At 71.7% G+C, this 24,122-nt stretch carries 26 protein-coding genes; 21 read left to right on the plus strand and 5 right to left on the minus strand.

Annotation, left to right across the window (positions count from 1 at the left end; all coding sequences use genetic code 11):
• Window positions 1-2: 2 nt before the first annotated feature.
• Window positions 3-488, minus strand: a complete 486-nt coding sequence (locus tag BLA60_RS03840; protein WP_075131223.1) for a MaoC family dehydratase — start codon at window positions 486-488, stop codon at window positions 3-5.
• Complete coding sequence (locus BLA60_RS03845; protein WP_075131224.1) at window positions 485-1,756, minus strand: acetyl-CoA hydrolase/transferase family protein; 1,272 nt, start codon at window positions 1,754-1,756, stop codon at window positions 485-487. Before BLA60_RS03845 ends, BLA60_RS03840 begins: the two co-directional genes overlap by 4 nt.
• A 181-nt stretch (window positions 1,757-1,937) precedes the next feature.
• Here BLA60_RS03845 and BLA60_RS03850 point away from each other — a divergent pair, with 181 nt between their 5' ends.
• From BLA60_RS03850 to BLA60_RS03900, 11 genes are read left to right on the plus strand one after another with little or no spacing between them, the layout of a single operon-like run.
• Entirely contained in the window at window positions 1,938-2,825 is an 888-nt protein-coding gene (locus BLA60_RS03850) for a branched-chain amino acid ABC transporter permease (RefSeq protein WP_075131225.1), read from the plus strand.
• Between the two features lie 34 nt (window positions 2,826-2,859).
• On the plus strand, window positions 2,860-3,756 hold the full coding sequence (locus tag BLA60_RS03855; protein ID WP_075131226.1) for a branched-chain amino acid ABC transporter permease: 897 nt from the start codon (window positions 2,860-2,862) through the stop codon (window positions 3,754-3,756).
• The gene (locus BLA60_RS03860; RefSeq protein WP_075131227.1) at window positions 3,753-4,574 is read left to right on the plus strand and encodes an ABC transporter ATP-binding protein; all 822 of its coding nucleotides are present in this window, start codon (window positions 3,753-3,755) and stop codon (window positions 4,572-4,574) included. The genes BLA60_RS03855 and BLA60_RS03860 overlap by 4 nt, the downstream gene beginning before the upstream one ends.
• Entirely contained in the window at window positions 4,519-5,223 is a 705-nt protein-coding gene (locus BLA60_RS03865; protein WP_075131228.1) for an ABC transporter ATP-binding protein, read from the plus strand. The genes BLA60_RS03860 and BLA60_RS03865 overlap by 56 nt, the downstream gene beginning before the upstream one ends.
• A 23-nt stretch (window positions 5,224-5,246) precedes the next feature.
• Complete coding sequence (locus BLA60_RS03870) at window positions 5,247-6,170, plus strand: SDR family NAD(P)-dependent oxidoreductase (RefSeq protein ID WP_075131229.1); 924 nt, start codon at window positions 5,247-5,249, stop codon at window positions 6,168-6,170.
• Entirely contained in the window at window positions 6,163-7,332 is a 1,170-nt protein-coding gene (locus BLA60_RS03875; protein WP_075131230.1) for an acyl-CoA dehydrogenase family protein, read from the plus strand. Before BLA60_RS03870 ends, BLA60_RS03875 begins: the two co-directional genes overlap by 8 nt.
• Complete coding sequence (locus BLA60_RS03880) at window positions 7,332-8,132, plus strand: SDR family NAD(P)-dependent oxidoreductase (protein ID WP_075131231.1); 801 nt, start codon at window positions 7,332-7,334, stop codon at window positions 8,130-8,132. Before BLA60_RS03875 ends, BLA60_RS03880 begins: the two co-directional genes overlap by 1 nt.
• Window positions 8,133-8,145: 13 nt before the next feature.
• Complete coding sequence (locus BLA60_RS03885) at window positions 8,146-9,315, plus strand: thiolase family protein (protein WP_075131232.1); 1,170 nt, start codon at window positions 8,146-8,148, stop codon at window positions 9,313-9,315.
• Between the two features lie 2 nt (window positions 9,316-9,317).
• Window positions 9,318-10,286, plus strand: coding sequence for an amidohydrolase family protein (locus BLA60_RS03890; protein ID WP_075131233.1), 969 nt, complete (start codon window positions 9,318-9,320; stop codon window positions 10,284-10,286).
• Window positions 10,283-11,842, plus strand: coding sequence for a class I adenylate-forming enzyme family protein (locus BLA60_RS03895; RefSeq protein WP_075131234.1), 1,560 nt, complete (start codon window positions 10,283-10,285; stop codon window positions 11,840-11,842). The genes BLA60_RS03890 and BLA60_RS03895 overlap by 4 nt, the downstream gene beginning before the upstream one ends.
• Window positions 11,839-12,723, plus strand: a complete 885-nt coding sequence (locus BLA60_RS03900) for an LLM class F420-dependent oxidoreductase (protein ID WP_075131235.1) — start codon at window positions 11,839-11,841, stop codon at window positions 12,721-12,723. The genes BLA60_RS03895 and BLA60_RS03900 overlap by 4 nt, the downstream gene beginning before the upstream one ends.
• A 16-nt stretch (window positions 12,724-12,739) precedes the next feature.
• Here BLA60_RS03900 and BLA60_RS03905 read toward each other — a convergent pair whose 3' ends face one another.
• Window positions 12,740-13,480, minus strand: a complete 741-nt coding sequence (locus BLA60_RS03905; protein WP_075131236.1) for an SDR family NAD(P)-dependent oxidoreductase — start codon at window positions 13,478-13,480, stop codon at window positions 12,740-12,742.
• 127 nt (window positions 13,481-13,607) lie between these two features.
• Between BLA60_RS03905 and BLA60_RS03910 the strand changes: the two genes are divergently transcribed.
• The 7 genes from BLA60_RS03910 to BLA60_RS03940 all read left to right on the plus strand — a co-directional run bounded on the left by BLA60_RS03910 (window position 13,608) and on the right by BLA60_RS03940 (window position 21,052).
• The gene (locus tag BLA60_RS03910; RefSeq protein ID WP_075131237.1) at window positions 13,608-15,317 is read left to right on the plus strand and encodes a flavin-containing monooxygenase; all 1,710 of its coding nucleotides are present in this window, start codon (window positions 13,608-13,610) and stop codon (window positions 15,315-15,317) included.
• A gap of 39 nt (window positions 15,318-15,356) precedes the next feature.
• Entirely contained in the window at window positions 15,357-18,278 is a 2,922-nt protein-coding gene (locus BLA60_RS03915) for a S8 family serine peptidase (RefSeq protein ID WP_075131238.1), read from the plus strand.
• Window positions 18,279-18,368: 90 nt separating this feature from the next.
• On the plus strand, window positions 18,369-19,229 hold the full coding sequence (locus BLA60_RS03920) for a hypothetical protein (protein ID WP_154814088.1): 861 nt from the start codon (window positions 18,369-18,371) through the stop codon (window positions 19,227-19,229).
• 11 nt (window positions 19,230-19,240) lie between these two features.
• Window positions 19,241-19,570 (plus strand): hypothetical protein, encoded by a 330-nt coding sequence (locus tag BLA60_RS03925; RefSeq protein WP_154814089.1) that lies wholly within the window; start codon window positions 19,241-19,243, stop codon window positions 19,568-19,570.
• Window positions 19,567-20,067: a WXG100-like domain-containing protein gene (locus tag BLA60_RS03930; RefSeq protein ID WP_075131241.1), complete on the plus strand. Its 501-nt coding sequence runs from the start codon at window positions 19,567-19,569 to the stop codon at window positions 20,065-20,067. Before BLA60_RS03925 ends, BLA60_RS03930 begins: the two co-directional genes overlap by 4 nt.
• A 199-nt stretch (window positions 20,068-20,266) precedes the next feature.
• Window positions 20,267-20,749, plus strand: a complete 483-nt coding sequence (locus BLA60_RS03935; RefSeq protein WP_075131242.1) for a hypothetical protein — start codon at window positions 20,267-20,269, stop codon at window positions 20,747-20,749.
• Window positions 20,750-20,770: 21 nt separating this feature from the next.
• A complete protein-coding gene (locus BLA60_RS03940) occupies window positions 20,771-21,052 on the plus strand; it encodes a hypothetical protein (RefSeq protein ID WP_075131243.1) in 282 nt (93 codons plus the stop codon).
• A gap of 12 nt (window positions 21,053-21,064) precedes the next feature.
• On the opposite strand, the gene BLA60_RS03945 is transcribed toward BLA60_RS03940, so the two are convergent.
• Both BLA60_RS03945 and BLA60_RS03950 read right to left on the minus strand, forming a co-directional pair.
• Window positions 21,065-21,376 carry a DMT family transporter gene (locus BLA60_RS03945; protein ID WP_075131244.1) on the minus strand — a complete coding sequence of 104 codons (312 nt, stop codon included), beginning with the start codon at window positions 21,374-21,376 and terminating at the stop codon, window positions 21,065-21,067.
• Complete coding sequence (locus tag BLA60_RS03950) at window positions 21,376-22,116, minus strand: SDR family NAD(P)-dependent oxidoreductase (protein WP_075131245.1); 741 nt, start codon at window positions 22,114-22,116, stop codon at window positions 21,376-21,378. The genes BLA60_RS03945 and BLA60_RS03950 overlap by 1 nt, the downstream gene beginning before the upstream one ends.
• Window positions 22,117-22,200: 84 nt before the next feature.
• Between BLA60_RS03950 and BLA60_RS03955 the strand changes: the two genes are divergently transcribed.
• The 3 genes from BLA60_RS03955 to BLA60_RS03965 all read left to right on the plus strand — a co-directional run bounded on the left by BLA60_RS03955 (window position 22,201) and on the right by BLA60_RS03965 (window position 24,014).
• A complete protein-coding gene (locus tag BLA60_RS03955) occupies window positions 22,201-22,746 on the plus strand; it encodes a TetR/AcrR family transcriptional regulator (protein WP_245811801.1) in 546 nt (181 codons plus the stop codon).
• Window positions 22,747-22,917: 171 nt separating this feature from the next.
• Entirely contained in the window at window positions 22,918-23,457 is a 540-nt protein-coding gene (locus BLA60_RS03960; RefSeq protein ID WP_075131247.1) for a hypothetical protein, read from the plus strand.
• The gene (locus BLA60_RS03965) at window positions 23,445-24,014 is read left to right on the plus strand and encodes a hypothetical protein (RefSeq protein WP_075131248.1); all 570 of its coding nucleotides are present in this window, start codon (window positions 23,445-23,447) and stop codon (window positions 24,012-24,014) included. The genes BLA60_RS03960 and BLA60_RS03965 overlap by 13 nt, the downstream gene beginning before the upstream one ends.
• The last annotated feature ends 108 nt before the right edge of the window (window positions 24,015-24,122 follow it).

Raw genomic sequence — 24,122 nt, forward strand, 5'->3', positions numbered from 1 at the left:
GATCAGGGGAGCGGGGTCTCGCCGTCGGGGAGGAACCTCACGAGGGCGGCGCGGACCGCCGAGCACACCAGTACGCCGTTCTGGTTGAGGCCACGGTGTTCGAGGGTGACGATGCCCTGGCCGGGACGGGACGCGGACGGGCGGCGGTCCCTGATCTCGGTCTCGCAGTAGAGGGTGTCGCCGATGAACACGGGCGCCGGGAAGGCGATCTTGTCGAAGCCGAGGTTGGCGATGGTCGTCTTCTGGGTGAGGTCGGGGACACCGATGCTGCACACGATGCCCAGGGTGAGCAGGCTGTTGACGAGCCGCTGACCGAACTCCGACTCGGCCGAGCGCACCGCGTCGAGGTGCAGGGTCTGGGTGTTGATGGTCATGCCGCAGAACAGGACGTTGTCGGCCTCGGTGATGGTGCGTCCAGGCTCGTGCTTGAACACGTCGCCCGGGATCATCTCCTCGTAGTAGCGGCCGCGTCGCGTGTGGACGGTCATGCTGTCTCCTCTGGTTCGCTCGGGGTGAGCAGGGCGGTGCGGTGGTCCGGGTGGGCGACGGCGGCGATGGCCTCGGCGCGTTCGGCCTCGGTGCGCCCGCGCAGCCACGCGACGCCGTACTCGGTGACGACGGCGTCGGGGGTGTGGCGGGCCAGCGAGACGATGTCGGCGCCCAGCCGCCGGACGATCCGGCTGTGCCGGCCGTTGGGCGTGGTCGACGGCAGGGCGATGACCGACAGGCCGCCGTCGGAGCCGAAGCCGGCCTCGACGAAGTCGGCGCCGCCGCCGATCCCGGACACCTGGCGGCGGCCGACCAGCTCGGAACCGACCTGCCCGGCGAGGTCGACCTCGATCGCCGAGTTCACCGTCACCAGCCGGGGGATCCGTGCCAGCGCGCGGGGAGCGTGCGCGGCGCGACTGTCGCGCAGCACGATCGCCGGGTTCCCGTCGGCGAACTCCATGAGGGTGCGGGTGCCCATCAGCTCGGCGGCGCGGATGGCGGGGGAGTCGCCGGTGTCGGTCCAGCGCAGCTGGCCGTGCGCGAAGAGGTCGACCATCGCGTCGTTGGCCATGCCGACGACCCGCACCGGCCCCGTGTCGCTCTCGGCGAGGAAGGCGGTGATCGCCTCGGGGACCGCGCCGATGCCCAGTTGCAGGGTGGGCTCGGGCGGCAACAGGCCAAGGACGTGGGCCGCCACGCGGTCGCTCACCTCGTCGCGGACGGCGGCGGGGAACTCGCAGGGCGGGGTGTCGGCGTCCACCAGCACGTCGAGCTGGGTGACGTGGAGCAGGGAGTCACCGGTCGTGCGTGGGGTGTGCGGATCGACCTCGGCGATGACCAGCGCGGCCCTGGCGACGGCGTGGCACACGTAGCTGGCCGAGGGCCCGAGGCTGCACCAGCCGTTGCGGTCCGGCGGACAGACGCGGACGAGGGCCACCGAGGTGTCCCACTGGTCGAGCAGGGCGGGGACGGCGCTGGCGCGGGCCGGGACGTAGTCCACCCGGCCGGGGGCCAGGGCCGCGCGCGCCGGACCGTAGGGGTGCCAGGTGCGGTACCGGAGCAGTCCCTGGGCGGCGGCGTCGAGGAACGGGTAGTCGCCCAGTTGCAGTCCGGAGTAGAGCGTCGGGTGGCCGAGCAGGTCGGCGGCGCCCGCGAGGTGGGTGAGCAGGGTCTCGGGTGTTCCGCACCCGGGGGAGGCCACGATCGCGGCGCCGGCAGGGATGCGTCGCACCGCCTCGCTCGGGGTGCGGTGGTCGGGCAGCCGCACGGGCCACCTCCTTGTCGTCTCCCGGGGTTCCGCGAACGTAGTCCGAGCACTTATCTTAAGCAAGTGCTTGATTTATGTCGGCGACAGGCGCATTGTGACATGGCTAACCGTGCTTCAAGCGAGCGCTTGATTCAGTGAAGGCTGAACCCCGGGTGTCGTACGTCCAAAGGAGGACCGTTCCGTGCAACTGCTGATCCAACAGCTGCTCAACGGCATCGCGCTCGGGGCGGTCTACGGGCTGTTCGCGGTCGGGTTCTCGCTGATCCTGGCCAAGATGGGCATCCTGAACGTCGCCCACGGCACGTTCGCGACCTGGGGCGCGCTGTCGTCGTACTGGCTGGTGTCCGAGCAGGGGCTGAGCTTCTGGGCCGCCCTCGTCATCGGCGTCGCCTTCGCCGGCGCGCTGGGCGTCGCGGCCGACCTGGTCGCCTTCGAACCACTGCGCAGGCGCAACGCCGGCACCTTCGCCCCGATCATCGCCAGCATCGGCATCTGGATCGTGCTGCTCACCCTCGCCGAGGCCTTCAGCGGCCCGACGGCCACGAGCTACCCGACCGAGTCGGTGCCCACCGAGCCGATCCGGGTCGGCGGGCTGCTGCTGCTGCCCGCCCAGGTGATCAGCGTCCTCGCCCTCGTCGCGACCGTGACGGCGATCCACCTGCTGCTCACCCGCAGCCGGTTCGGCGCGGCCGTGCGGGCCGTGTCGGTCGACCCGCGCTCGGCGACCATCGTCGGCGTCAACGCCCGCCGGGTGCTGGTCACCGTCGCCTTCCTCGCCGCCGCGATCGCCGGGCTGGCCGGCATCCTCGCCGCCCTGTCCGACAACAACGTGTCCTTCGGCATCGGCGAGGCCCTGCTGCTCAAGGGCTTCGCCGCGGTCGTCGTCGGCGGCTACGGCGACATCCGGGGCGCCGCCCTGCTCGGCGTCGCCATCGGCGTGCTCGAGGTGATGAGCGCGCAGTACATCTCATCCGGCTTCCGGGACGCGATCACCTTCGGCGTGCTGCTGGTGGTGCTCGTCTTCCGGCCCCAGGGCATCTTCGGCGAACGACAACTCGTCCGAGCGTGAGGAGGGAGAACGACTCTTGAGTACGACAGCCTGGATGATCACCCTGCAGTTCGCCGGGGTCAACGCGCTGTTCGCGCTGGCGGTCTACGCCTCGCTGTGGACCGGTGTCCTGAGCCTCGCGCCGGTCTTCTTCGGGGCGGTCAGCGCGTTCACCTTCGGGTACTTCGCCGGCACGCTCGGCATGACACCACTGCTCGGCCTGCTGCTCGGCGCCGCCCTGGGAGCCGCCCTCGGCGCGGTGACCGCTGGCCTGCTGATCCGGCTCGACAGCCACTACCTCGCCATGGCCACCATCGCGATGGTGCTGATCGGGCGGGTCCTGATCCTCAACCTGCCCGAGCAGACCGGCGGCGCGTCGGGCACCCTGGTCCCCGGTGACCTCGGCACCTGGGCCTGGCTGATCGGGACCCTGCTGGTCGCCGCCTACCTGATGGCCCGGCTCGCCGGCTCGCGCTTCGGCCTCGCGGCGGACGCGGTCCGCGAGGACCCCGCCGTCGCCGAGACCCTCGCGATCTCGCCGCGCCGCATCCAGTTCGTCGGCATGGTCATCTCCGGAGTCCTCGGCGGTGCCGCCGGCATCCTGCAGTCGAGCTTCCTGCGCTACATCGGGCCGGACACCTTCTACACCCACCTGGGCTTCGTCACGCTGGCGGCGGTCGTGCTCGGCGGCGCGTTCCACTGGCTCGGGCCGATCGTCGGCGCGGTCGTCTTCACGATCCTGCCGGAGCTGCTGCGTGAGCCAATGGGGGAGTACGACCGCGTCGTCACCGGGGTCCTCCTCGTCGTGATCATCATCTACATGCCGCGCGGCCTGGTCGACGTGCGCCGTCTGCGGCTGGTGCGCTCGGGCTGGTGGCGCCGCGACGGCCCGGCGCCCGGCGGACCGGACCAGGGCGAACCGACGGCCGCCCGTGCGGAGGTGGCCCCGTGAGTGAACTGGCGGTCGACATCGTCGGCCTCACCAAGGCGTTCGGCGGCCTCACCGCGGTCGACGACGTCACGATCCAGGTGCCCCCGCGCAGGATCCACGGCATCCTCGGCCCGAACGGCGCCGGCAAGACCACGGTGCTCAACATGGTGAGCGGCTTCATCCAGGCCGACTCCGGCCGGCTCGACGTGCTCGGGCAGGACGTCACCGGGATGCGGCCGTTCCAGATCGCGCGACGCGGCGTCGGGCGCACCTACCAGAACATCCGCCTGTTCCCCGGGATGACGGTCCTGGAGACCGTCGTCGCCGGTGCCTACGGGCAGCGGCGCTCCACGATCGCCGGCGCGCTCCTGATGAGCCCGGCCGAACGCCGGGAACGCCGGGAGATGCGGGCCCGAGCGGCCGACCTGCTCGACCGGGTCGGCTGCCGCGCGCCGCACTCGGCGCTGGCCGAGACGCTGTCCTACGGCGACCAGCGCCGCGTCGAGATCGCCAGGGCGCTGGCGACCAACCCTAGGGTCCTGCTCCTGGACGAGCCGACGGCGGGCATGAACGACGCCGAGTCCCAGGAGGTCGGGCAGCTGCTGGTCGAGCTGCGCGAGTCCGGTCTGACGCTGATCCTCATCGAGCACAACATGCGGCTCGTCGAGGACTTCTGCGAGACCGTCTCGGTCATGAACTCCGGTGCCCTTCTCGCCGAGGGCGCGCCGACGTGGTGCCTGGAGCAGGACAAGGTCAAGGAGGCCTACTTTGGCAAGCGATCCGATGCTGCGCGTATCGCGACTCTGCGCCGCGCACGGCGCGGTCCAGGCGGTTCGTGAGGTCGACATCGAGGTCGTGCGGGGAACCCTGGTCGCCCTCATCGGCTCGAACGGCGCCGGCAAGACGACGACCCTCAACACGATCGCGGGCCTGCACAAGCCCTCCGGCGGCACGGTGACCGTCGACGGTCGGGACATCACCGGGTGGGCCTGCCACAAGGTGGTCCGCTCCGGGGTGGCGCTGGTGGCCGAAGGACGCCGGGTGGCGCCGCCGCTGACCGTGCTGGAGAACCTCGAACTGTCCGCCTACAGCGGCCGGGCCACCAAGGCCCAGCAGGCCGAGCAGCTGACGGAGGTCTTCGACCTGTTCCCCCGCCTGGCCGACCGGCGTGGGCAGCTCGCGGCGTCGATGAGCGGCGGCGAACAGCAGATGCTCGCCTTCGGGCGCGCGCTGATGACCCGCCCGAAGGTGCTGCTGCTCGACGAGCCGTCGATGGGCCTCGCGCCCTCGATCGTCGACGTCCTGTTCCAGACCATCGAGACCCTGCACACCGCCGGCGCGACGATCCTGCTCGTCGAGCAGAACGCCGAACTCGCCCTGGCCGTGAGCCAACGCGTCTACGTGATGCAACGCGGCCGGATCGTCACCGACGGCACCGCGGACGCCGTGCGCGGCCGTGCGGAAGTCATGTCCGCCCTCTTCGGCTGAACCAGTGAGGAGCTCCACACACCATGAGTGAGATCAGGCTCGACGGACAGGTCGCCGTCGTCACCGGCGCCGGGCGCGGGCTCGGCCGTGAGCACGCGCTGCTGCTCGGCGCGCGCGGTGCCGCGGTGGTCGTCAACGACCTCGGCGGCGCGCTCGACGGCGCGGGCGGCGAGGCGTCACCCGCCGAGCAGGTCGTCGCCCAGATCCGGGCCGCCGGCGGGACCGCGACCGTCGACACCAACGACGTCAGCACCCCCGAGAGCGCGAGCAGGATCGTTGCCACGGCCACCGAGACCTACGGCCGGCTCGACATCCTGGTCAACAACGCGGGCATCCTGCGCGACCGCTCGATGGCGAAGCTGACCCCCGAGGAGATCGGGTCGGTGCTCGACGTCCACCTCGGCGGCACCATCTGGACGAGCAGGGCCGCCTGGCCGGTCATGACCGGCCAGGGCTACGGCCGGATCATCAACACGACCTCGGCGGCCGGACTGTTCGGCAACTTCGGCCAGACCGGCTACGCCGCGGCCAAGGCGGGCATCTGGGGAGTGACCAAGACCCTCGCGATCGAGGGCGCCCGCAACGGCATCCAGGTCAACGCGATCGAGCCGGGGGCGCGTACCCGGATGACGGAGAACCTGCTCGGCGACCTGGCCGACCGGCTCGACCCGAGCCTGGTGGCGCCGGTCGTCCTGTGGCTGGCCGCGCGGGAGTGCGCGACGACCGGCGAGGTCTACAACGTGGGCGGCGGTCGGGTGGCCAGGGTCGTGATCGCCCAGACGCCCGGCTTCTTCTCCCGCGAGATCACCGCCGAGGCCCTGCGGGACGGCTGGGACGCCCTGAACGACCCCGGCCGGGCCGAGGTGATGACGACCTTCCAGCAGGAGATGGGTGTCCTGGTGGGACTGCTCGCGGACGGGGACCCCTCGGCGGTCGCCGATGCGTGAGCTGCGCGACCCCGAGCACGAGCTGATCGCCACGACGATCCGTGAGCGCGTCGCCGAGTTCGACGACGACTACTGGTCGGCGTGCGACCGCGACCACCGGTTCCCCTGGGAGTTCTTCACCGCGCTGGCCGAAGGCGGCTGGGTCGGCCTCGCCATCCCCGAGGAGTACGGCGGCGGTGGCCGTGGCGTCACGGAGGCGGCGATCCTGCTGCGCGAGATCGCGGCGTCCGGGGCGGCCATGAACGGGTGCACGGCCCTGCACATGAACGTGTTCGGGCTCCAGCCGGTCATCAAGTACGGCAACGACCGTCTCAAGGAGACCTTCCTCCCGCCGGCCGCGGCGGGCGAGCTGCACGTGGCGTTCGCCGTGACCGAGCCGGACGCGGGCACGGACACCTCCCGGATCACCACGCGTGCCGTGCGCGACGGTGACGGCTGGCGGATCAGCGGCCAGAAGATCTGGACGAGCAAGGCGCTCGAGTCGTCGATGGCGCTGATGCTCGCCCGCACCGCGCCGGCGCCCGACACCGAGGCCGGTCGCTTCGACGGGCTCAGCCTGTTCCTGATCGACCTGGACCCCGACCACGTCGACATCCGGCCCATCCCGAAGGCCGGCCGCAACGCGGTCGCCACCTGCGAGACCTTCTACGACGACCTCCCGGTCGAGGGCTGGCGACTGGTCGGCGAGGAGGGCAAGGGCTTCAAGCACATCCTGTCGGGGCTCAACCCCGAGCGGATCCTGATCGCCGCCGAGGCGACGGGCATCGGACAGGCCGCGCTGCGCCGCGCCACCGACTACGCCAAGGTGCGGCGCGTGTTCGACCGCCCGATCGGCAGCAACCAGGCGCTGTCCCACCCCCTGGCCGACTCCTACGCCCGGCTGGAGGCCGCCTGGGAGCTGACCATGGTCGCCGCCGGCCGGTACGACGCGGGGCTGTCCTGCGGCGCCGAGGCCAACATGGCGAAGTACCTCGCGGCCGAGGCCGGCTACGACGCCGCCGACCGCGCGGTGCAGACCCACGGCGGGCTCGGCTACGCGCAGGAGTACCACGTCGAGCGCTACTGGCGGGAGGCGCGGATCATGCGGCTGGCGCCGATCAGCCAGGAGATGTCGCTCAACTTCATCGCCCAGCAGGTGCTTGGCCTGCCCCGGAGCTACTGATGTCCCGTTTCGAGGGCCGGGTGGCCTACGTCCTGGGCGGCGGCAGCGACGGCCCGGCGCGACCGGGGGAGACCCTGCCGATGGGCAACGGCCGGGCGATCGCGCTGCGGCTGGCCGCCGAGGGCGCGACGGTCGTCGTCGGCGACAAGGTGCTCGCCCGTGCCGAGGCGACCGTCGAGCACCTCGCCGTCCCCGGGCTCGCGGTCGAGGTCGACGCCGCCGACCCCGGTTCGTGCCGGGCCGCCGTCGCGGCCGCGCTGGCCCACGGTGGTCGGCTCGACATCGTCGTGTGCAACGTCGGGCTGTCGGGGCGGGAGCCGCTGAAGGTCCAGAGCATCGAGGACTGGGACATCGCGTCCGATGTCAACGTCCGCTCGCACTGGCTGACCGCGCAGGCCGCGCTCGAACCCATGCTGGAGCGGGGTTCGGGGGCGTTCGTGTTCGTCGGGTCCACCGCGGGCGTCTACAGCAGCCGCCGCTCGTTGTCCTACGAGGCGACGAAGGCCGCACAGCTCGCGGTGATGCGCCACGTCGCGGTCCGGTACGCCGGTCGCGGCATCCGGGCCAACGCGGTGGTGCTCGGCACCATCGACTCGGCGTTGGTGCGCCGTGAGTTCGGGGACGCACCGGGCGCGGCCCGCGCGTCCGTCGTCCCGATGGGACGTGAGGGCCGACCGGAGGAGGCCGCGGGCGCGGTCGCCTTCCTGGTGAGCGACGACGCGGGCTACGTGACCGGCCAGAGCCTGCTCGTGGACGGCGGCGTGAGCGCGGCCTGGCCCATCCCCCCGGTGGTCTCGTGAACAGGAGCAGCAGATGACCAAGGTCGTCGTCAGTGGCGTCGGGATGAGCCCGTTCGGGAAGTTCCTCGACAGGTCCATGAAGGACCTCGGCCGGGTCGCGGTCGACGCGGCACTCGCCGACGCCGGTATCGGGGTGCCCGACGTCCAGGCGATGTTCTTCTCCAACGCCCTGGCCGGGCTGATCACCGGCCAGGAGTGCATCCGGGGCGAGGTGGTCGGCTACCCGCTGGGCCTGGCGGGCATTCCCATCCACAACGTCGAGAACGCCTGTGCCTCGGGCGGCAACGCCCTGCATCTCGCGTGGCTGGCCGTCGCCTCCGGCCTGTACGACACGGTGCTCGCCCTCGGCGTCGAGAAGGCGAACCACGAGGACCGGCAGCGCACCTTCAGCGCCTACGCCGCCGGCATGGACGTCGAGCAGGGCTTCGCGACCGGTGACGGCGCCGGTCAGGAGCGCAGTCCGTTCGTCGACCGCCAGGCGCGCCTGGCCGCCACCCTGTTCGACGAGCGGGGCGTGACGATGGAGGGGCTGGCCAGGGTCACCTCGCGGTCGCTGGAGAGCGCCCGGCACAACCCGTTCGCGCACCGGCGTTTCGGTGGCTCGCCGCAGGACGTGCTCGACGCCCGCGTCGTCGTGGAGCCGCTGACCGTGCTGATGAGCTCGCCGGTCAGCGACGGCGCGGCCGCCGTGGTGGTCACCAGCAAGCCCTCGGCGCGGTCGGTCGACATCCTCGCCTCCCGGATGGCCACCCGCCCGCCGGCCGACCAGCCCGACGCCCCCAACGCGGTCGAGGCGTCGGCCCGCGCGGCGTTCGAACAGGCGGGTCTCGGGCCGCAGGACATGGACCTGGCCGAGGTGCACGACGCCTCGGTGGCCTACGAGCTGATGGCGTGGACCGACGTCGGCCTGTGCGCGCCGGGCGACGAGCAGCGTTGGGCGATGGAGGGCGTGACCGAGGCGGGCGGCGCGATGCCGGTCAACCGCTCCGGCGGCCTGGTCGGCCGCGGCCACGCCCTGGGCGCCAGCGGTCTCGCCCAGGTGCACGACGTCGTGCGCCAGCTGCGCGGTGAGGCGGGGGAGCTGCAACTGGCCGACCCGCGCCGGGCCGTGGTCCAGATCGGCGGTGGTGTCGTCGACTGGCTGACCGCCGCGTCGAGCGTGCACGTCCTGGGGAAGGGCTGAGCGTGTCCGACCTCGTCATCGACGCCCACCTGCACGTCTGGGACGCCACCTGGCTCCCGGAAGGGCTGCGGCGCGCGTGGGCCAGGCAGGGCGCGGGGCGCCGGCTGCCGGAACGTCACCCCGAGGACATCCTCGCCCACGTGGCCGTTGGCCAGAGCGACCCGGACGCTGGCCTGACGGTGGCGGCGTTCGACAGCGTCGGCGTCGCGGCGGGCCTGATCCCGGTCGTCGACTGGACCATCGTGGGCGCCCCGGCCGGTGAACACCTCCCGATCGGCGCGCTCAACGCCCGGTACGAACAGCTCTGCGCACGCAACGAGAGGCGGCTGTACTTCGCGGCCGGTCTGGATCCGCGACACCCCGACGCGCGGGCACTGTTCGAACAGGCGGCCGCGCACCCGCACTGCCGTGGGTTCAAGCTCTACCCGGCCGCGGGCTGGGACCTGCGCGATCCCGCGCACGCCTGGCTGTTCGAGGCGCTGGTGGAACGCGAGCTGCCCGCCGTCGTCCACACCAGCCCGCTGGGCGGCGACCCGTTACAGGTGGTGCGCTGCCGGCCAGCGGAGGTCGGTGCCCTGCTGGCGACGTACCCGACGCTGCGGGTGTCCTTCGCCCACGCGGGCATCGAGGCGTGGTGGAGCGAGGCGCTCGACTGCGCGACGGGGTGGCAGCACGCCTACCTCGAGCTGTCGCTGTGGCAGCGCCTGGCCGCCGTCGACTACCCGGAGTTCCGGCGCCGGGTGCGGGCGATGCGCACCCAGATCGGGGCCCACCGGCTGGTCTTCGGGTCCGACATCTGCCGTGGCCCGAGGGAGGACGCCGACGGGCGGGAACTGGCGCGCTTCGTCACCATGGTGCGCGACCTCGCCGCGCCCCACGACGGTGACCCCCCGGTCCTGTCCGACGAGGAACTGGGCCTGTTCCTCGCCGGCAACGCCATCCGGTTGTTCAACCTCAAGGAGTTCGCATGAGCGACACCCTCGGCGGCCTCTTCGCCAACGCGGGCAGGCGGTTCCACGACAACGTGGCGGTCACCGTCGGCGCGGAGAGCCAGACCTTCGGGGAGGTGATCGACCACGGCTGGCGGCTCGCGCACGCGCTGCGCGACCGTGGGGTCGCCCCCGGGTCGTTCGTGGCCGCGATGCTCGGTGCCAACCGTGTCGAGTCGCTGGCGGTCTACGTCGGCCTCGCGCTGGGCGGTTACACCGCCGTGCACGTCAACGACCGGCTGACCGCGCCGGAGGTCGACCACGTCCTGTCCGACTCGGGCGCGGCGGCGCTGATCCACACCGACGGGCCCGCCGGCGTCACCACCGAGCTGACCACGACCACGGGCCTCGCGGCCTGGTTCGCGATCGGCGGCGACCCGCCGCCGGGAGCCGAGTCCTACGCCGGGGCGCTCGCGGCCGCGTCGAACGAGCCGGTGCCCACCCAGGTCGCCCCGGAGGACATCGCCCTGGTGGGCTACACCAGCGGCACGACCGGTTTCCCCAAGGGTGTCCTGGTCAGCCACCGCGCGGTCGTCAACTGCGTCAAGCTGGTGCCCTACGCCTACCGTTTCCCGCTCCAGGGCCACGCCGCCTTCCCGGGCGGCTGGTCGTTCGTGTCCGGGCTGTGGGGCGTGATCTTCCCGCACTTCTACACCGGCGGGACGGTCGCGTTCATCGCGGGCGCCACCCCCGACGAGTGGGGGCGGCACATGGTGGAGCACCGGGCGACGTTCACCCTCGGCCTGACGCCCCTCATCCCGGGCCTGATGGAAGCGCTGCGCCTGTACCCGGCCGCGCTCGACACGCTGCAGTCGGTGCTGCACTCCGGTGGTCCGCTGCCACCGGAGCTCGCCGCCGACCTGGTCGCGCTGATCGACGACCGTCTCGTCGAGACCTACGGCATGACCGAGGTGGTCGGGCCGATCACGATCTCCAACCGCACCGACTGGCGTGGTCTCGGCGGCGCGGACAACATCTTCGAGTCCGTCGGCCGGCCGCTGCCGACGTCGTCGATGCGCGTCATCGACCCCGACGGCAACCCGCTGCCCTCGGGCGAGGTCGGCGAGCTGGTCATCGAGGCGGACACGATGTTCTCCGGCTACCACAACCAGCCGGAGAAGACGGCGGCCGTGCTGCGCGCGGGTGCCTACCACACCGGGGACCTCGGCTATCGCGACAAGGCCGGCTACTACTACCTCACCGGACGCGCGCAGGAGCTGATCATCACCGGTGGCGCCAACGTGTACCCCGCCGAGGTGGAGCGCGTGCTGCTGCTGATGGACGACGTCGCCGAGGCGGCGGTCTTCGGGCTGCCGGACGAGCGCTGGGGTGAGGCGGTCTCGGCGGCCGTCGTCCTGCGTCCCGGTGCGACCGTGACCGCCGACGAGGTCCGGGACTTCGCCCGGTCGCAGCTGGCCGGTTTCAAGAAGCCGGTCCACCTGTTCTTCCTCGACGCGCTGCCCCGCAACGCCGCGATGAAGGTCATGAAGCACGTGCTCAAGGACCAGTTGGCGGACGCGACAGGAGGCCCCCGGTGAAGCTGGGCATCAGTGAGCTGTTCCCCGGGACCGGGCCGCGTGACGGCCGGTGGTCGCTGGACGCCGCGCAGCTGATCGAGGAGATCGGCTACAACTCGGTGTGGCTGCCCGAGCACGTGGTCTTCTTCCCGAGCTACCGGTCGAAGTACCCCTACGAGTCCGGCGGTGCCCAGGAGGTGCACCGGACGCTCGGTGTCCACGACCCCCTCGTGCTGGCGGGCTCGCTCGCCGCGGCGACGACGACGCTGCGGATCGGCACCTACGTCCTCGTGCTGCCCCAACGCAACCCGATCGTCACGGCCCGCCAGGTGGCCAGCGTGGACCGGCTCTCCGGTGGCCGGTTCCAGCTCGGTGTCGGGGTCGGCTGGTCGGAGGAGGAGTACGCCGCGCTGGACGTGCCGTTCGAGCGCCGGGGTGAGCGGATGAACGAGTACCTCGCGGCGATGCGTGCCCTGTGGGACGAGGAGGAGGAGACCTCGTTCTCCGGTGAGTTCGTCGAGTTCGAGCCGCTCTACTGCTTCCCCAAGCCGGCCCAGAAGCGGCTGCCGGTCATTGTCGGTGGCAACAGCCGGGCCACCCTCGACCGGATCGTGAAGTACGGCGACGGCTGGGCCGGGTACAGCCGCACGCACGAGGACATCAGGGTGTTCGTCGAGAAGCTGACCGTCCTGATGGAGGCCGCGGGCCGCGACATGTCCGAGCTGTCGCTCAAGGTGGGGCGGCGCAGCAAGGGCATGTCGGACAAGGACTGGGAGGACGACCGCGCCTACATCGAGCAGGCGGCGAGCGTGGGCATCGACGAGGTCGTGGTCTCGCCCCGGATCGGCGACGAGAACTACGAGCGGGACATGCGGCGCTACGCCGAGATCGTCGGCCTCTGACGGGCGCGGTCGCCGCTCAGATCGACCAGTGCATGCCGCCGTCGACGCTGAACACGTCCCCGGTGACGTACGACGCGGGCCCGGAGGCGAGGAAGGCGACGAGTGCGGCGGCCTCCTGCGGCCTGCCGAACCGGCCTGCCGGGATGCGGGCGCGGACCAGGGCCGCGCGCGACTCGTCGGTCGGGTACGTACGCCGGACCTGTTCGCTGTCGATCCGTCCCGGGGCGAGGCAGTTGACGGTGACGCCGTCGGCGGCGACGGTCCGGGCGAGGGCCTTGGACCACAGGACACAGGCCGCGACGGCGGCCTGGGCGGCGGACACCACGGTCGGTTCCAGCAGGCCGACGAAGTTCACCACCCGGCCCGCTCCGCTGGTGCGCAGCATCGGCAGCAGGGCGTCGGTGAGGCGCCGCTTGGCGTGGAAGTTGAGGTCGAACTGCCGGTGCCAGACCTCCTCGGTGAGGGCCTCGCCCGGTTGTTCGGCCGCCCCCGCGACGTTCACCAGGACGTCGACCCGGCCGTGTTCCCCGGCGACGGTGTCGGCGATCCGGGTGGCGGCCCGTGGGTCGGTGAGGTCGGCCGCCACCACCAGCGGCCGTGCCGCCAGTTCGTCGGCGACCTGGTCGAGCAGGGCGCGGCGCCGGGCGACCAGCACCACGTCGGCGCCCTCCGCCGCGAGGGCGAGTGCTGTGGCGCGACCGATCCCGGCGCTCGCCCCGGTCACCACGGCGACGCGTCCGGCCAGGTGCAGGTCCATGGATTCCTCCGTTTCCTCTCTACAAAATCAAGCAAGTGCTTGATACATTACCGAGAGACGGACGGCGACGGAAGCGGTGCGGTACGCGTTATGTGCAGCAAGCGCTTGATTCTATGAGGGGACCACGATGACCATCCAGGACGACCGGCAGCCGATGCCCGGTCTCGACTACCTGATCATCGGCGCCGGCGTCTGCGGGCTCTACCAGCTCCACCAACTCCTCCAACTCGGGGTGTCGGTGCGGGTCGTCGACGCGAACGCGGGCCTGGGCGGAACCTGGTACAACAACCGCTACCCGGGGTGCCGGTTCGACTCGGAGTCCTACACCTACCAGTACTCCTTCTCCCGCGAACTGCTCGACGAATGGGACTGGAAGGAGCGCTTCGCGCCCCAGCCGGAGACGCTGTCCTACCTGGAACACGTCGCGGACCGGTTCGACCTGCACCCCCACATCAGCCTCGACACCCGGGTCGAACGGGCCGAGTGGGTCGAGGACGGCGCGCACTGGCTGGTGACCATGGCCGACGGCGAGCAGGTCCGTACCCGCTTCGTGTTGTGCGCCATGGGCCTGCTGTCCGTTCCCACCTACCCGAGGTTCCCCGGGCGCGGCACCTTCGGCGGCGTGGAGACCCACACCTTCGACTGGCCGGCGGACCTCGACATCACCGGCAAGCGGGTGGCCGTGATCGGCACCGGAGCCAGCGGCGTGCAGGTCATCACCGACGTCGCCGACAAGGTCGAGCACCTGACGGTGCTCCAGCGCGACGCCAACTGGTGCGCGCCGCTGGGCAACGAGCCCATCACGCCCGAGGAGATGGCGCGGCTGCGCGCGTCCTACGACGAGATCTTCGCGTGGTGCCGGGAGACGCCCGCGGGGTTCGTGCACCGCCCCGACCGCACCCTGTCGACCGACGTCACCCGCGAGGAGCGGCTGCGCCACTGGAACGACCTCTACGACAACGGTCACGGTGCCGCGCTCTACATGGGCAACTACCGCGACACGATGATGGAGGCCGGACCGAACCGCGAACTCTCCGAGTTCGTCGCCGACCGGATCCGCCAGCGGGTCGCCGACCCCGAGGTCGCCGAACTGCTCATCCCCAAGGACCACGGCTTCGGCAACAAGCGGGTCGCCGGCGAGTCCGGCTTCTACGAGGTCTTCAACCAGGACAACGTCGAACTGGTCGACCTGATGGCCACCCCCGTCCGCGAGGTCACCGGGAACGGCCTGCGCCTGGACCTCGGTGACGGCGAGGTGCGCGACCTCGACGTCGACGTCATCGTCTACGCGACCGGCTTCGACGCCGTCACCGGCCCCTTCGACCGGATCGACTTCCGGGGCGTGGACGGAGTTCGGCTCAGGGAGCAGTGGAAGGACGGCCCCGAGACCTGCGTCGGCGTCCAGGCCACGAACTTCCCCAACCTGTTCATGCTGGTGGGGCCCCAGTCCGGCTCCGCGTCGGCCAACTTCCCCCGTGGCATCGAGGACGTCGTCAACTGGATGACCGAGACCGTGCGCCACATCCAGGCCAACGACATCGTCCGGGTGGAGTGCCGGCGTGAGGCCGAGATCGCCTGGGTCGACCACGTCCGCGACATCAACAGCCGACTTCTGCTCGCCCACTCGAAGTCCTGGTTCAACGGCCACAACATGAACCTCGACCGCGACGACAACCCGCGCGTGATGGTCTACCTCGGCGGCGCCCCCCGCTACCGCCGCCGCCTCCAGGAGGAGATCGACGGCGGCTACCCGAGCTTCGAGCTCCGCGCGGCGCGGGAGCCGATGGTCTCGTTACGGCCAAACCGCGTATTGACGGACCACGATCCTCTCGAATAATTGAACTGACAACTAGTTGCCTCGATCTCAGGGGGACGGATGAGGTTCTTCCGGGCGAGATCCACGGTCATCAGCTGGGCCGCGCTGGCCGTGCTCGCCGGCGTCGCCGGTCCGTCCGCCTCGGCGACAGCCCCGGCGACCCAACCCGCCGTGCCGATCGCACCGGAACTCGTCGCGCAGGTCGAGGACGTGGCTGACGGTGAACCGGTGACCGCCCTGGCGATGTTGCCCAACCCCACCGAACTGGACGGGTCCTACGACGAGGTCCTCACGGAGCTGCGCCAGCACGCGGCCACCACCCAGGCCGAGGTCGAACGGCACCTCGCGCAACGCGCGGCGACCGGTCGGATCACGGTCCTGGGCAGGCTGTGGCTGACCAACGCGCTGCTCGTCGAGTTCCCGGCGAGCGAGAGAACCCTTGGCGCGCTTGCCGAAACACCGGGCATCGACCACCTCGTCCCGAACTTCGAGGTCCGCGCCCCGGAGACCGTCGACGGTCATGACCTCGGCGCCCAGGAGCTGACCTGGGGACTGACCAGGATCGAGAGCCAGCGCGTCTGGGACGAGCTCGGGGTGACCGGAGCCGGCGCGAAGGTCGCCGTCCTGGACACCGGCGTCGCCGCCGACCACCCCGACCTCGCCGGCAAGATGTTCACCACCGATCCCACCGACCCCAGGCGTCCCGGCGGTTGGGCCGAGTTCGACTCCACCGGTGGTCGCGTCGACTCGACGCCGCACGACTCCGCGGACCACGGCACGCACGTGACCGGGACCGTCGTCGGCGGCGACGCGTCGGGCACCGCCATCGGGGTCGCGCCCGACGCGACCTACATCCACGGTGAGGTCATCCCGTCGGGTCGGGGCACCTTCGCCCAGGTCGCGGCCGGCATGCAGTGGGCCGTCGCACCGACCGACATCGACGGGAACCCGGCCGGACCGGCTCCGGACGTGGTGAGCATGTCGCTGGGCATCAACACGTTCGCGAACGAGATGATCGCGCCCACCAGGGCCATCCGCGCGGCGGGCATCGTTCCGGCCTTCGCGATCGGCAACAGCTGCGGCAGCGCCGGCACGGCGAGCCCCGGCAACGTGTACGACGCGGTCGGCGTCGGCGCGACCGACGTGAACGACAACGTCGCCTCGTTCTCCTGCGGCGGTGTGATCAGCAGGTCGCAATGGTCGGACCCGCCCGCGCAGTGGCCGGCGGAGTGGGTGAAGCCGGACATCTCCGCACCCGGCGTCGACGTGCTGTCCGCCGCCCCGGGCGGCGGCTACGCGACGCACTCCGGCACCTCGATGGCCACCCCCCACGTCGCGGGCGCCGCCGCGTTGATGCGCTCCGCCGCACCCGGCCTGTCCGTCGACGACCTGTTCACCGCGCTCGCCGACACCTCGTTCTGGGACGACCGCAACTCCCCGGACCGGCCGGACACCCGGTTCGGCCACGGTCGGATCAACGCCTATGAGGCCACCGCGCGGGTCGCCGTGCCCTCCGGGATCGCGGGCACCGTGTCCGCGGCCGGTACCGGCGAGCCGGTCGCCGGCGCCACGGTCGTCGTGACACCGGGCAACCGCACACTGACCACCAAGGCGGACGGCGCCTTCGCCACCCGGCTGGCGCCCGGCACCTACGAGCTGACCGTGACCGCGTTCGGCCACGACACCGCGACCGTGCCCGTGGCCGTCACGGAGAACACCTTCGTCGACGTCGACGTCCCGCTCACGGTCGTCCCCAACGGATCGCTGACCGGTGTGGTGACGTTCACCGAGACGGGGCACGGCGTGCCTGGCGCGACCGTGCGCGTCCTGGACGTACCGGTCGACCTGTCCGCGACCACCGACACGGACGGCCGCTACACCGTCGACGGAATCCCGGCGGGCGCCTACTCGCTGCGGGTCAGCGCCCCCACCTTCGCCACTCCCACCCCGATCGACGTGACCGTCACCGCCAACGGGTCCACCGTCGCGGACGTCGCACTGCACGCCGCACCGCCGTCGGTGGCCGTCGTGGCCAACCCCGAGTCCTACGGCCAGGAAATCGTGGACACCGTGCTCACCCCGGCGGGGATCCCGGCGACCGTCTACCCGCACGCCGAGATCGACCGGGCCAGTCGGCATCCCGTCGTGCTGGTCGGTTACTCCACCAGCACGGGCTACTACAACCGCACCCGGTTCCAGGCGATGCTGGACGCCACCGACGCCAGTGGCGCCGGGGTGATCTTCCTCGACCACGCCACGGGTTCGCGAAACGGCCTCGCCCAGCTGTCCGTGCACACCGGACAGCCCGAGGGAACCTGGCAGACCTCCGGCTGGGTCGATCCGACCGACGTGCGCTACGAGGTCACCGAGGCACACCCGATCTTCGGTGACCGCGCGGTCGGCGACCACGTGGTCCTGGCCCCCGCCGACTCGACGGTGCCCAGGTGGGCGGCCTGGTTCGCCGGCTACGAAGGCGACGGCAGGCGGATCATCGGTGCGCTCGGCCGTGAGTCCGACGGCGGCGCGATCGGCGGCGGCGTCGCCATCGACGAGCGCCCCAACAATCGGCACGTCCTGCTGTCCATGCACGCGACGGGCGCGGCCACCTGGACGGCCGACGCGGAGGAGATCTTCCTCAACGCGATCGACTGGGCGGCACCGGAACGACCCGCGAACGGGCCACACCTCACCCCCTACGACCTGACCGTCGATCCCGGCGAGGTCCAGGCCGGCACTCCGGTGTCCGTTTCGGTGCGGGTGAAGAACGTCGGCGCGTCGACCGGGACCTACGACGCCGAACTGAGGGTCGGTGGCTCGACGTTCGCGATCACTCCGGTCACCCTGGCCACGGGCGCGTCGACGACCGTGCGCTGGACGGTCACCCCGGACACCGTCGGGACGTTCCCGGTCGAGGTCGGCCCGCTGTCGTCCACGTTGCGGGTGCGAGCACCGGTATCGCACCGCGAGGTCGCCCCTGGCTGAGGTGTCGCTGCCTCCTACGTCACACAACACCGTCCTACGTCGTCAGTAGGTTTTCAGTAGTCTCGCGGTCGAGTGCTGAGTGGAGGTGTGGTGACGCAGGGCGCGTGGTACGACGAGTTCGAGCAGCCGTTCGACGACGACGAGGAGCGGCAGCGACTTCCCCGGCAGCCGGCCGCGTCCCGCGCGGCCCCCGTGGCTGCGCCGCCGGTCACCGACCAGGGCGCGGAGTTCACCGGGCGGTCCGAGGACGGGTCGGTGGTCGTCACGGTCCGGGGCCGGCGGCTGGTCGCCGTCACGGTCGCCGAGGCGCCGGCCAGGGTGGCGGCGGGCGTGCTGGCCCAACGGGTGGCGACGGCGGTGAACAACGCCCTGCTCGCGGCCCGTGCCGCGCAGCCCGTCGCCGAGGACCCCGTGCCGGACCTGGGTGGTCTGGTGGCGCAGTTGGAGGCCGTGAGTGCCTACAGCGACCAGTTCATGCGCCGGGTCGAGGGCGCCATCAACGACGTCATCGTCAAGGTCGGGGAGCGGACCGGGATGCGCGGTGACCCGTCGGCCGTCGAGGTCGGCGAGCTGGTGGCCGAGGTCGTGACCACCGCGAAGGTCACCAACGACGCGCTCGGCGCCGCCAGGGGGCCCCGGGCGTCGGGTGGCGGCGCGGACTCCGAGGACGCGGTGCGGGTCGACATCGACGACACCGGGCTGGTCGCCCAGGTGCGGTTGACCACGACGGCCGCCGGGATGTCGGGCGACCAGTTCGCCGGGTCCGTGCGCGAGGCGGTGAACGAGGCCCTGGACGACTGGGCCGAGCAGCGGGAGCAGGACCCGGCGGTGGCGGTCGACCTCGATCACCTGACGGCCAGGGCGGAGGCGTTGCGCTCGCGCAGCGTCGAGCAGCTGCGCGGCTACACCACCAACCTCAGAACGATCATGGGAAGTATCGGCGAGCCCTAGGGGAGCAGTACGTGGACGGAAGTCTCGATCTTCGAGGCGAATCGATCAGCCAGTCGGGGGGAGCGCTCACCGGGTCGGCGCAGGGGATGGCCGGGGATCTCTCGGCGTTCACCAGCTCGCTGTCCGGGTACGGCAATCCGTTCGGCGACGACGACCTCGGGTCGGTCATGCAGATGATCTACTCGGCGGTGTCCGAGGCCGCGATGGAGTGCTTCGACGGCAACACCGCCGAGCTGGGCGTGGCCGGCGGGCAGTTGGTCGAGATGGGCTCGGAGTACCTGAACACCGAGCAGACCAACGAGGCGGAGTTCACCACCCTGCGGGGCGAGGTCGGCGGATGACGACCGGACTGATGCTGCCCCCGGAGCTCGGCGGGCTGCTCAACACCCTGGGGTTCAGCTGGCCCCAGGGCGACGAGGGCAAGATCTTCGACCTGGCGGGGGAGTGGATCGCCTTCGGTGGCCAGCTGTCCTCGTCGGTCGACGACGCGCACAGCCAGGCCAACGCGGTGTGGACGAACAACATGGCCGAGGCCGTCGACCGGTTCCGGGAGTACTGGAACGGCCCCGACGCGCCCCGGTCCAACCTGGCCGACGGTGCCACGGCGGCCACGATGGTCGGCGCGGGTCTGTACGTGTGCGCCGGGGTGCTGCTGGCCCTGAAGGTCGCGGTGATCGCCCAGCTCGTGGCGTTGGCGATCCAGATCGCCCAGGCCATCGCGACCGCGGCGGTCACCTTCGGTGCCTCGCTCGCCCAGATCCCGATCTTCCGGCAGATCACCAAGACGCTGCTGGACATGGCGCTGGACGTCGCCATCAACGCCCTGCTCAATGTCTAGGCGCAGTGGCGGTGGTGGGGCGGGCGGCCGGTCGGCCGGACTGTTCCAGCCCATTCTGCGGTGGCTGCGCGGACCGTCGCGCACGGGCGGGCGCCCCGGCCCGTCGGCGCCGCACCGCCCGGCGGTCCCACCGAGACCGACCCGGCACCCCTCGGCACCCCCGCCGCACACCACGCCCCGGTACGGTAATCACCGGCCGATGCTGGACCGCTACCGCCACGAGACCGACCCCAACCACCCCGCGAACCCGTTTCCCGGGCGGTCGGTCACCCGGCTCACCCCGGAGCAGCGCGAGGCCCACCGGGTGTTCTTCGACAGCAACGGCGACTTACGCCGGGCGCGCGACGGTTCGCTCTACGACACCCAGTCCGGCACGTCCGCGTGGGGCGGCGGGCGCGCGATCTTCGTCATGGACGGCAATGGGAACATCTACGCGTCCAACCATCACGCGCCCGGTCAGTTCCACCACTCCTCGCTCGCCGGTGGCCATCCGGTCGCGTCGGCGGGCGAGCTGTCGGTGCGCAACGGCCGGGTGGAGTTCGCCACCGCCGCGAGCGGCCACTACCAGCCGCAGCCGGCGCAGATGGCCAACCTGGCCGGAGAGTTCGCCCGCAACGGTGTCCGACCGCCCATCTGGGACTTCCGGGGGCCGGTGCCCGGCGGTCGTCCCCTGTTCGCCTGACCAGTCCATTGTGGAGAGACCATGACCATCGAACACCGAGCCGAGCTCAACTCCGTCATCTACGGCCTGTTCCGTGCCCCGAGCCTCGAACGCGAGGTGGCGGCGAGCATGGTCGAGGCGATGATCGCCAGGGAGTACTTCCTGGACGGACCGCAGGCGTACTCCCAGGCCATCGCCCAGGCCCTCAACCAGGCCGACCCGGTGACCGCCGACCTCCAGCCCCCGTACAACGAGGCCGATGTCCGCGCCTTCCTCGCGCTCGTCCACGAGGAGTTGGAGAAGACCAGGCCCTGGGCACCCTGACCCGGCCCACGGTCACGTCAGCTTCAGACCGATCACGCCGGTGACGATCAGGCCCAGGCAGAGCAGTCTCGTGGCGGACGCGCTCTCACCGAGAAGGACGATGCCGACCAGCACGACCCCGACCGCGCCGAGGCCCACCCACACGGTGTACGCCGTGCCGAGGGGTAGTCGCGTGAGGGCGAGCGCGAGCATGGTGAAGCTGGCGGCGGCCGAGGTGATGCCGATGAGCGATGGCCAGAGCCTGGTGAAGCCGGCCGAGCGTTCCAGGGCCAGGGCCCACACGACCTCCAGCAGGCCCGCGCCGATCAGCAGCGACCAGGCCATCAGGCCGTCGCGCCGGCGTCGACCGTGAACGCCGCGCCGGTGATGTTGCGGCCACCGTCTCCGGCCAGATGGGCGACCGTCGCGGCGATGTCCTCCGGGGCGAGGTAGCGGCCCAGGGCGGTGAAGCGGCGCTCCTCGTCGGCGTCGGGGCCGTCGGCCGGGTTCATCTCGGTGTCGGTGGAGCCGGGGTTGACCAGGTTGACCGTGATGCCACGCGGGCCGAGGTCCCGGGCCAGGCCCTTGGTGAGGCCGGTGAGCGCGGACTTGCTCATCGTGTACAGCGTCCAGCCCGCGGTGGGCACTCGTTCGACCAGGCTGCTGCCGATGCTGATGATGCGCCCGCCGTTGCCCATGTGCGGCAGGACCGCCTGCGTGATCACGAAGGTCGCGCGGGCGTGGATGGCCAGTACCTCGTCCAGGTCGGCGACCGTGACCTCCTCGAACGGTCCGAACGGTGCGATCCCCGCGTTGTTCACCAGGATGTCGAGCCGGCCCAACGCCGCCGCGGCCGTGTCCACGGCGGCGCGCAGGGCGGTGGGGTCGGTGGCCTCGGCCCGGACCGCCAGGGCCGCGACGCCGTGTTCCCGCAGGTCGTCGACCACCTTGTGGGCGTGGTCGGCGGCCCGTGCGTAGGTGATCGCCACGCTCGCGCCGTCGGCCGCCAGGCGTCTCGCGATCGCGGCGCCGATACCCCGACTGCCGCCGGTGACGATCGCCGCCCTGCCGTCAAGCTGTCCCATTCGCCTGCCCCCTCTAACCGGAATCAGTTCCGCTTTCACCTAAACGGAATGCGTTCCGGTTGTCAACTGGGTAGGCTGCGGCTCGTGACGCGTGAGCGGGCCGACGCCGCGAGAAACAGGGCGAAGATCCTGGCCGCCGCCGCGGACCTGGTGACCACGCGGGGCATCGAGGCGCTGGGCATGGCCGAGGTCGCCGCCGCGTCCGGCGTCGGCGTCGGCACCCTGTACCGGCGGTTCGGTGACCAGGCGGGGCTGGCGCACGCGTTGATCGACGCGTCGGAGCGGGAGTTCCAGCAGGCGTTCCTGTCCGGACCGCCCCCGCTGGGGCCGGGAGCGCCTCCCGAGGAGCGGATCCGCGCGTTCCTGCACGGCCTCACCGACCGGACCCTCGCCCAGCTGGACCTGCTGCTGATGGCCGAGACAGCGGGCCCGTTCGCCCGTTTCGGCGGTGCCTACGAGGCCTACCACCACCACCTGGCGATGCTGATCACCCAGACCTGGCCGGACCTGGACGCCTCCTTCCAGGCGGATGCCCTCCTCGCGCCCCTGGCCGCGAACCTGGTCGCCCACCGAGGCCTGGACGGCCCGACGATCAAAGCAGGCCTCGACCGCCTCCTACCCAAGGCCTGACCCGAGGCACTCGGGGTCAGTCCTGCGACAGGTCCACCCAGGAATGGGCACACGCCGGATCGGACCAGGTTCCCGCAACGGTGGCGAGGAGCCGGCCGCGCCTCACCGGTGCGGGGGCGTTCAATGGCCGGCCGGGGACCGGTCCCGCACCGGTCGGGTCATGGTGTCCCGGTGAACCGGACAGTCGTCTGCGCCGTGCTTGTCGGCACCGTCCTCGCGGGGTGCGCGTCCCCCGACGCCGCCTCGCCGTCACCGACGTCCGCCACGTCGCCGCCGCCGTCCGTGTCGCCGATGGAGAGCTGGGTGTCGCTGGTGTGCGTGGCGGAGCTGATGCACGCGCTCGACCCGACCCTGCTGCGCCCCCCGGCCACCGACGCCGACACCCTGCCGGAGGCGAAGCGCCGCATGCGCCAGTGGACGGCCGCGGTCGCCGAGGGAGCCACGACCATGGTCGCCGAGCTCGACGAGATCGGGCCGCCGCCCGAAGGCGGCGCGCTCGCGAAGGCGTTCGACGAGCACCGAGGGCGCTACGCCGATCTCGCCGACGTCGCGGGCACCAGCGGCGCGTTCGTCGACGCCGTGCGGTCGAAGGCGGACCTGGACACCGCGGCGACCCTCGTGCAACTGCCGATGCTGGCCGCCACCACCGGCCTGGACACCAACCCCGTCTTCAGCGACCTGGCCAGGGAGAACCCACTGTGCGGACCGTGATCACCGTCCTGGCCGCCGCCGTCCTCGCCGCCGTCCTTGCCGCCGGCTGCTCCGCCGGTCCCGCGACCACCCCGGGCCCGGCCCCCACCACAACCTCCCCACCACCGGCGACGACCACCACGACCCCGCCGCCGCCTCCCGACCCGGCCGTTGCCTGGCTGGACCAGGTGTGCACCGAGCTCCAGGGGATCCCGATCGGCGTGGCACCGCCCCCACAGCCGGGCAACACCCTGGAGGACCTCAAGCGCGAGGGCGCCAACCTCGTCGACGTGGCCCGCCAGCCGCTCACCGCGCTGGTCACCGAGCTCAACCGGATCGGCCCACCGCCCACCCCGGCACTACGTGCCGCCTACGCCGACCTACGCCGACCGCTCGACGGCCTGCTCAACCGCCTCAACACCCTCGTCGCCGACATCAGGGCCACCCAACCCGGAGAACCGCTCGTGTCCCTCCCCGACCTGGCCACGTTGGCCACCAACGCCTGGGACACCGCGCGCCAGGCGGTGCACATCGACCCGTCACTGAGCCCGATCGCCGCCCAGACCACCAGCTGCTAGCTCGACCGAAGAGGCCGCTGCTTCCCCTGTGGTGAACGGCCGCCCACGGATTCCCTGACTGCCGTCAGATGTACGTCCCCTTCACGTCCCATCCACGCGCGGGCGGAA

Source organism: Actinophytocola xinjiangensis (assembly GCF_001921215.1).
GTDB classification, from domain to species: domain Bacteria; phylum Actinomycetota; class Actinomycetes; order Mycobacteriales; family Pseudonocardiaceae; genus Actinophytocola; species Actinophytocola xinjiangensis.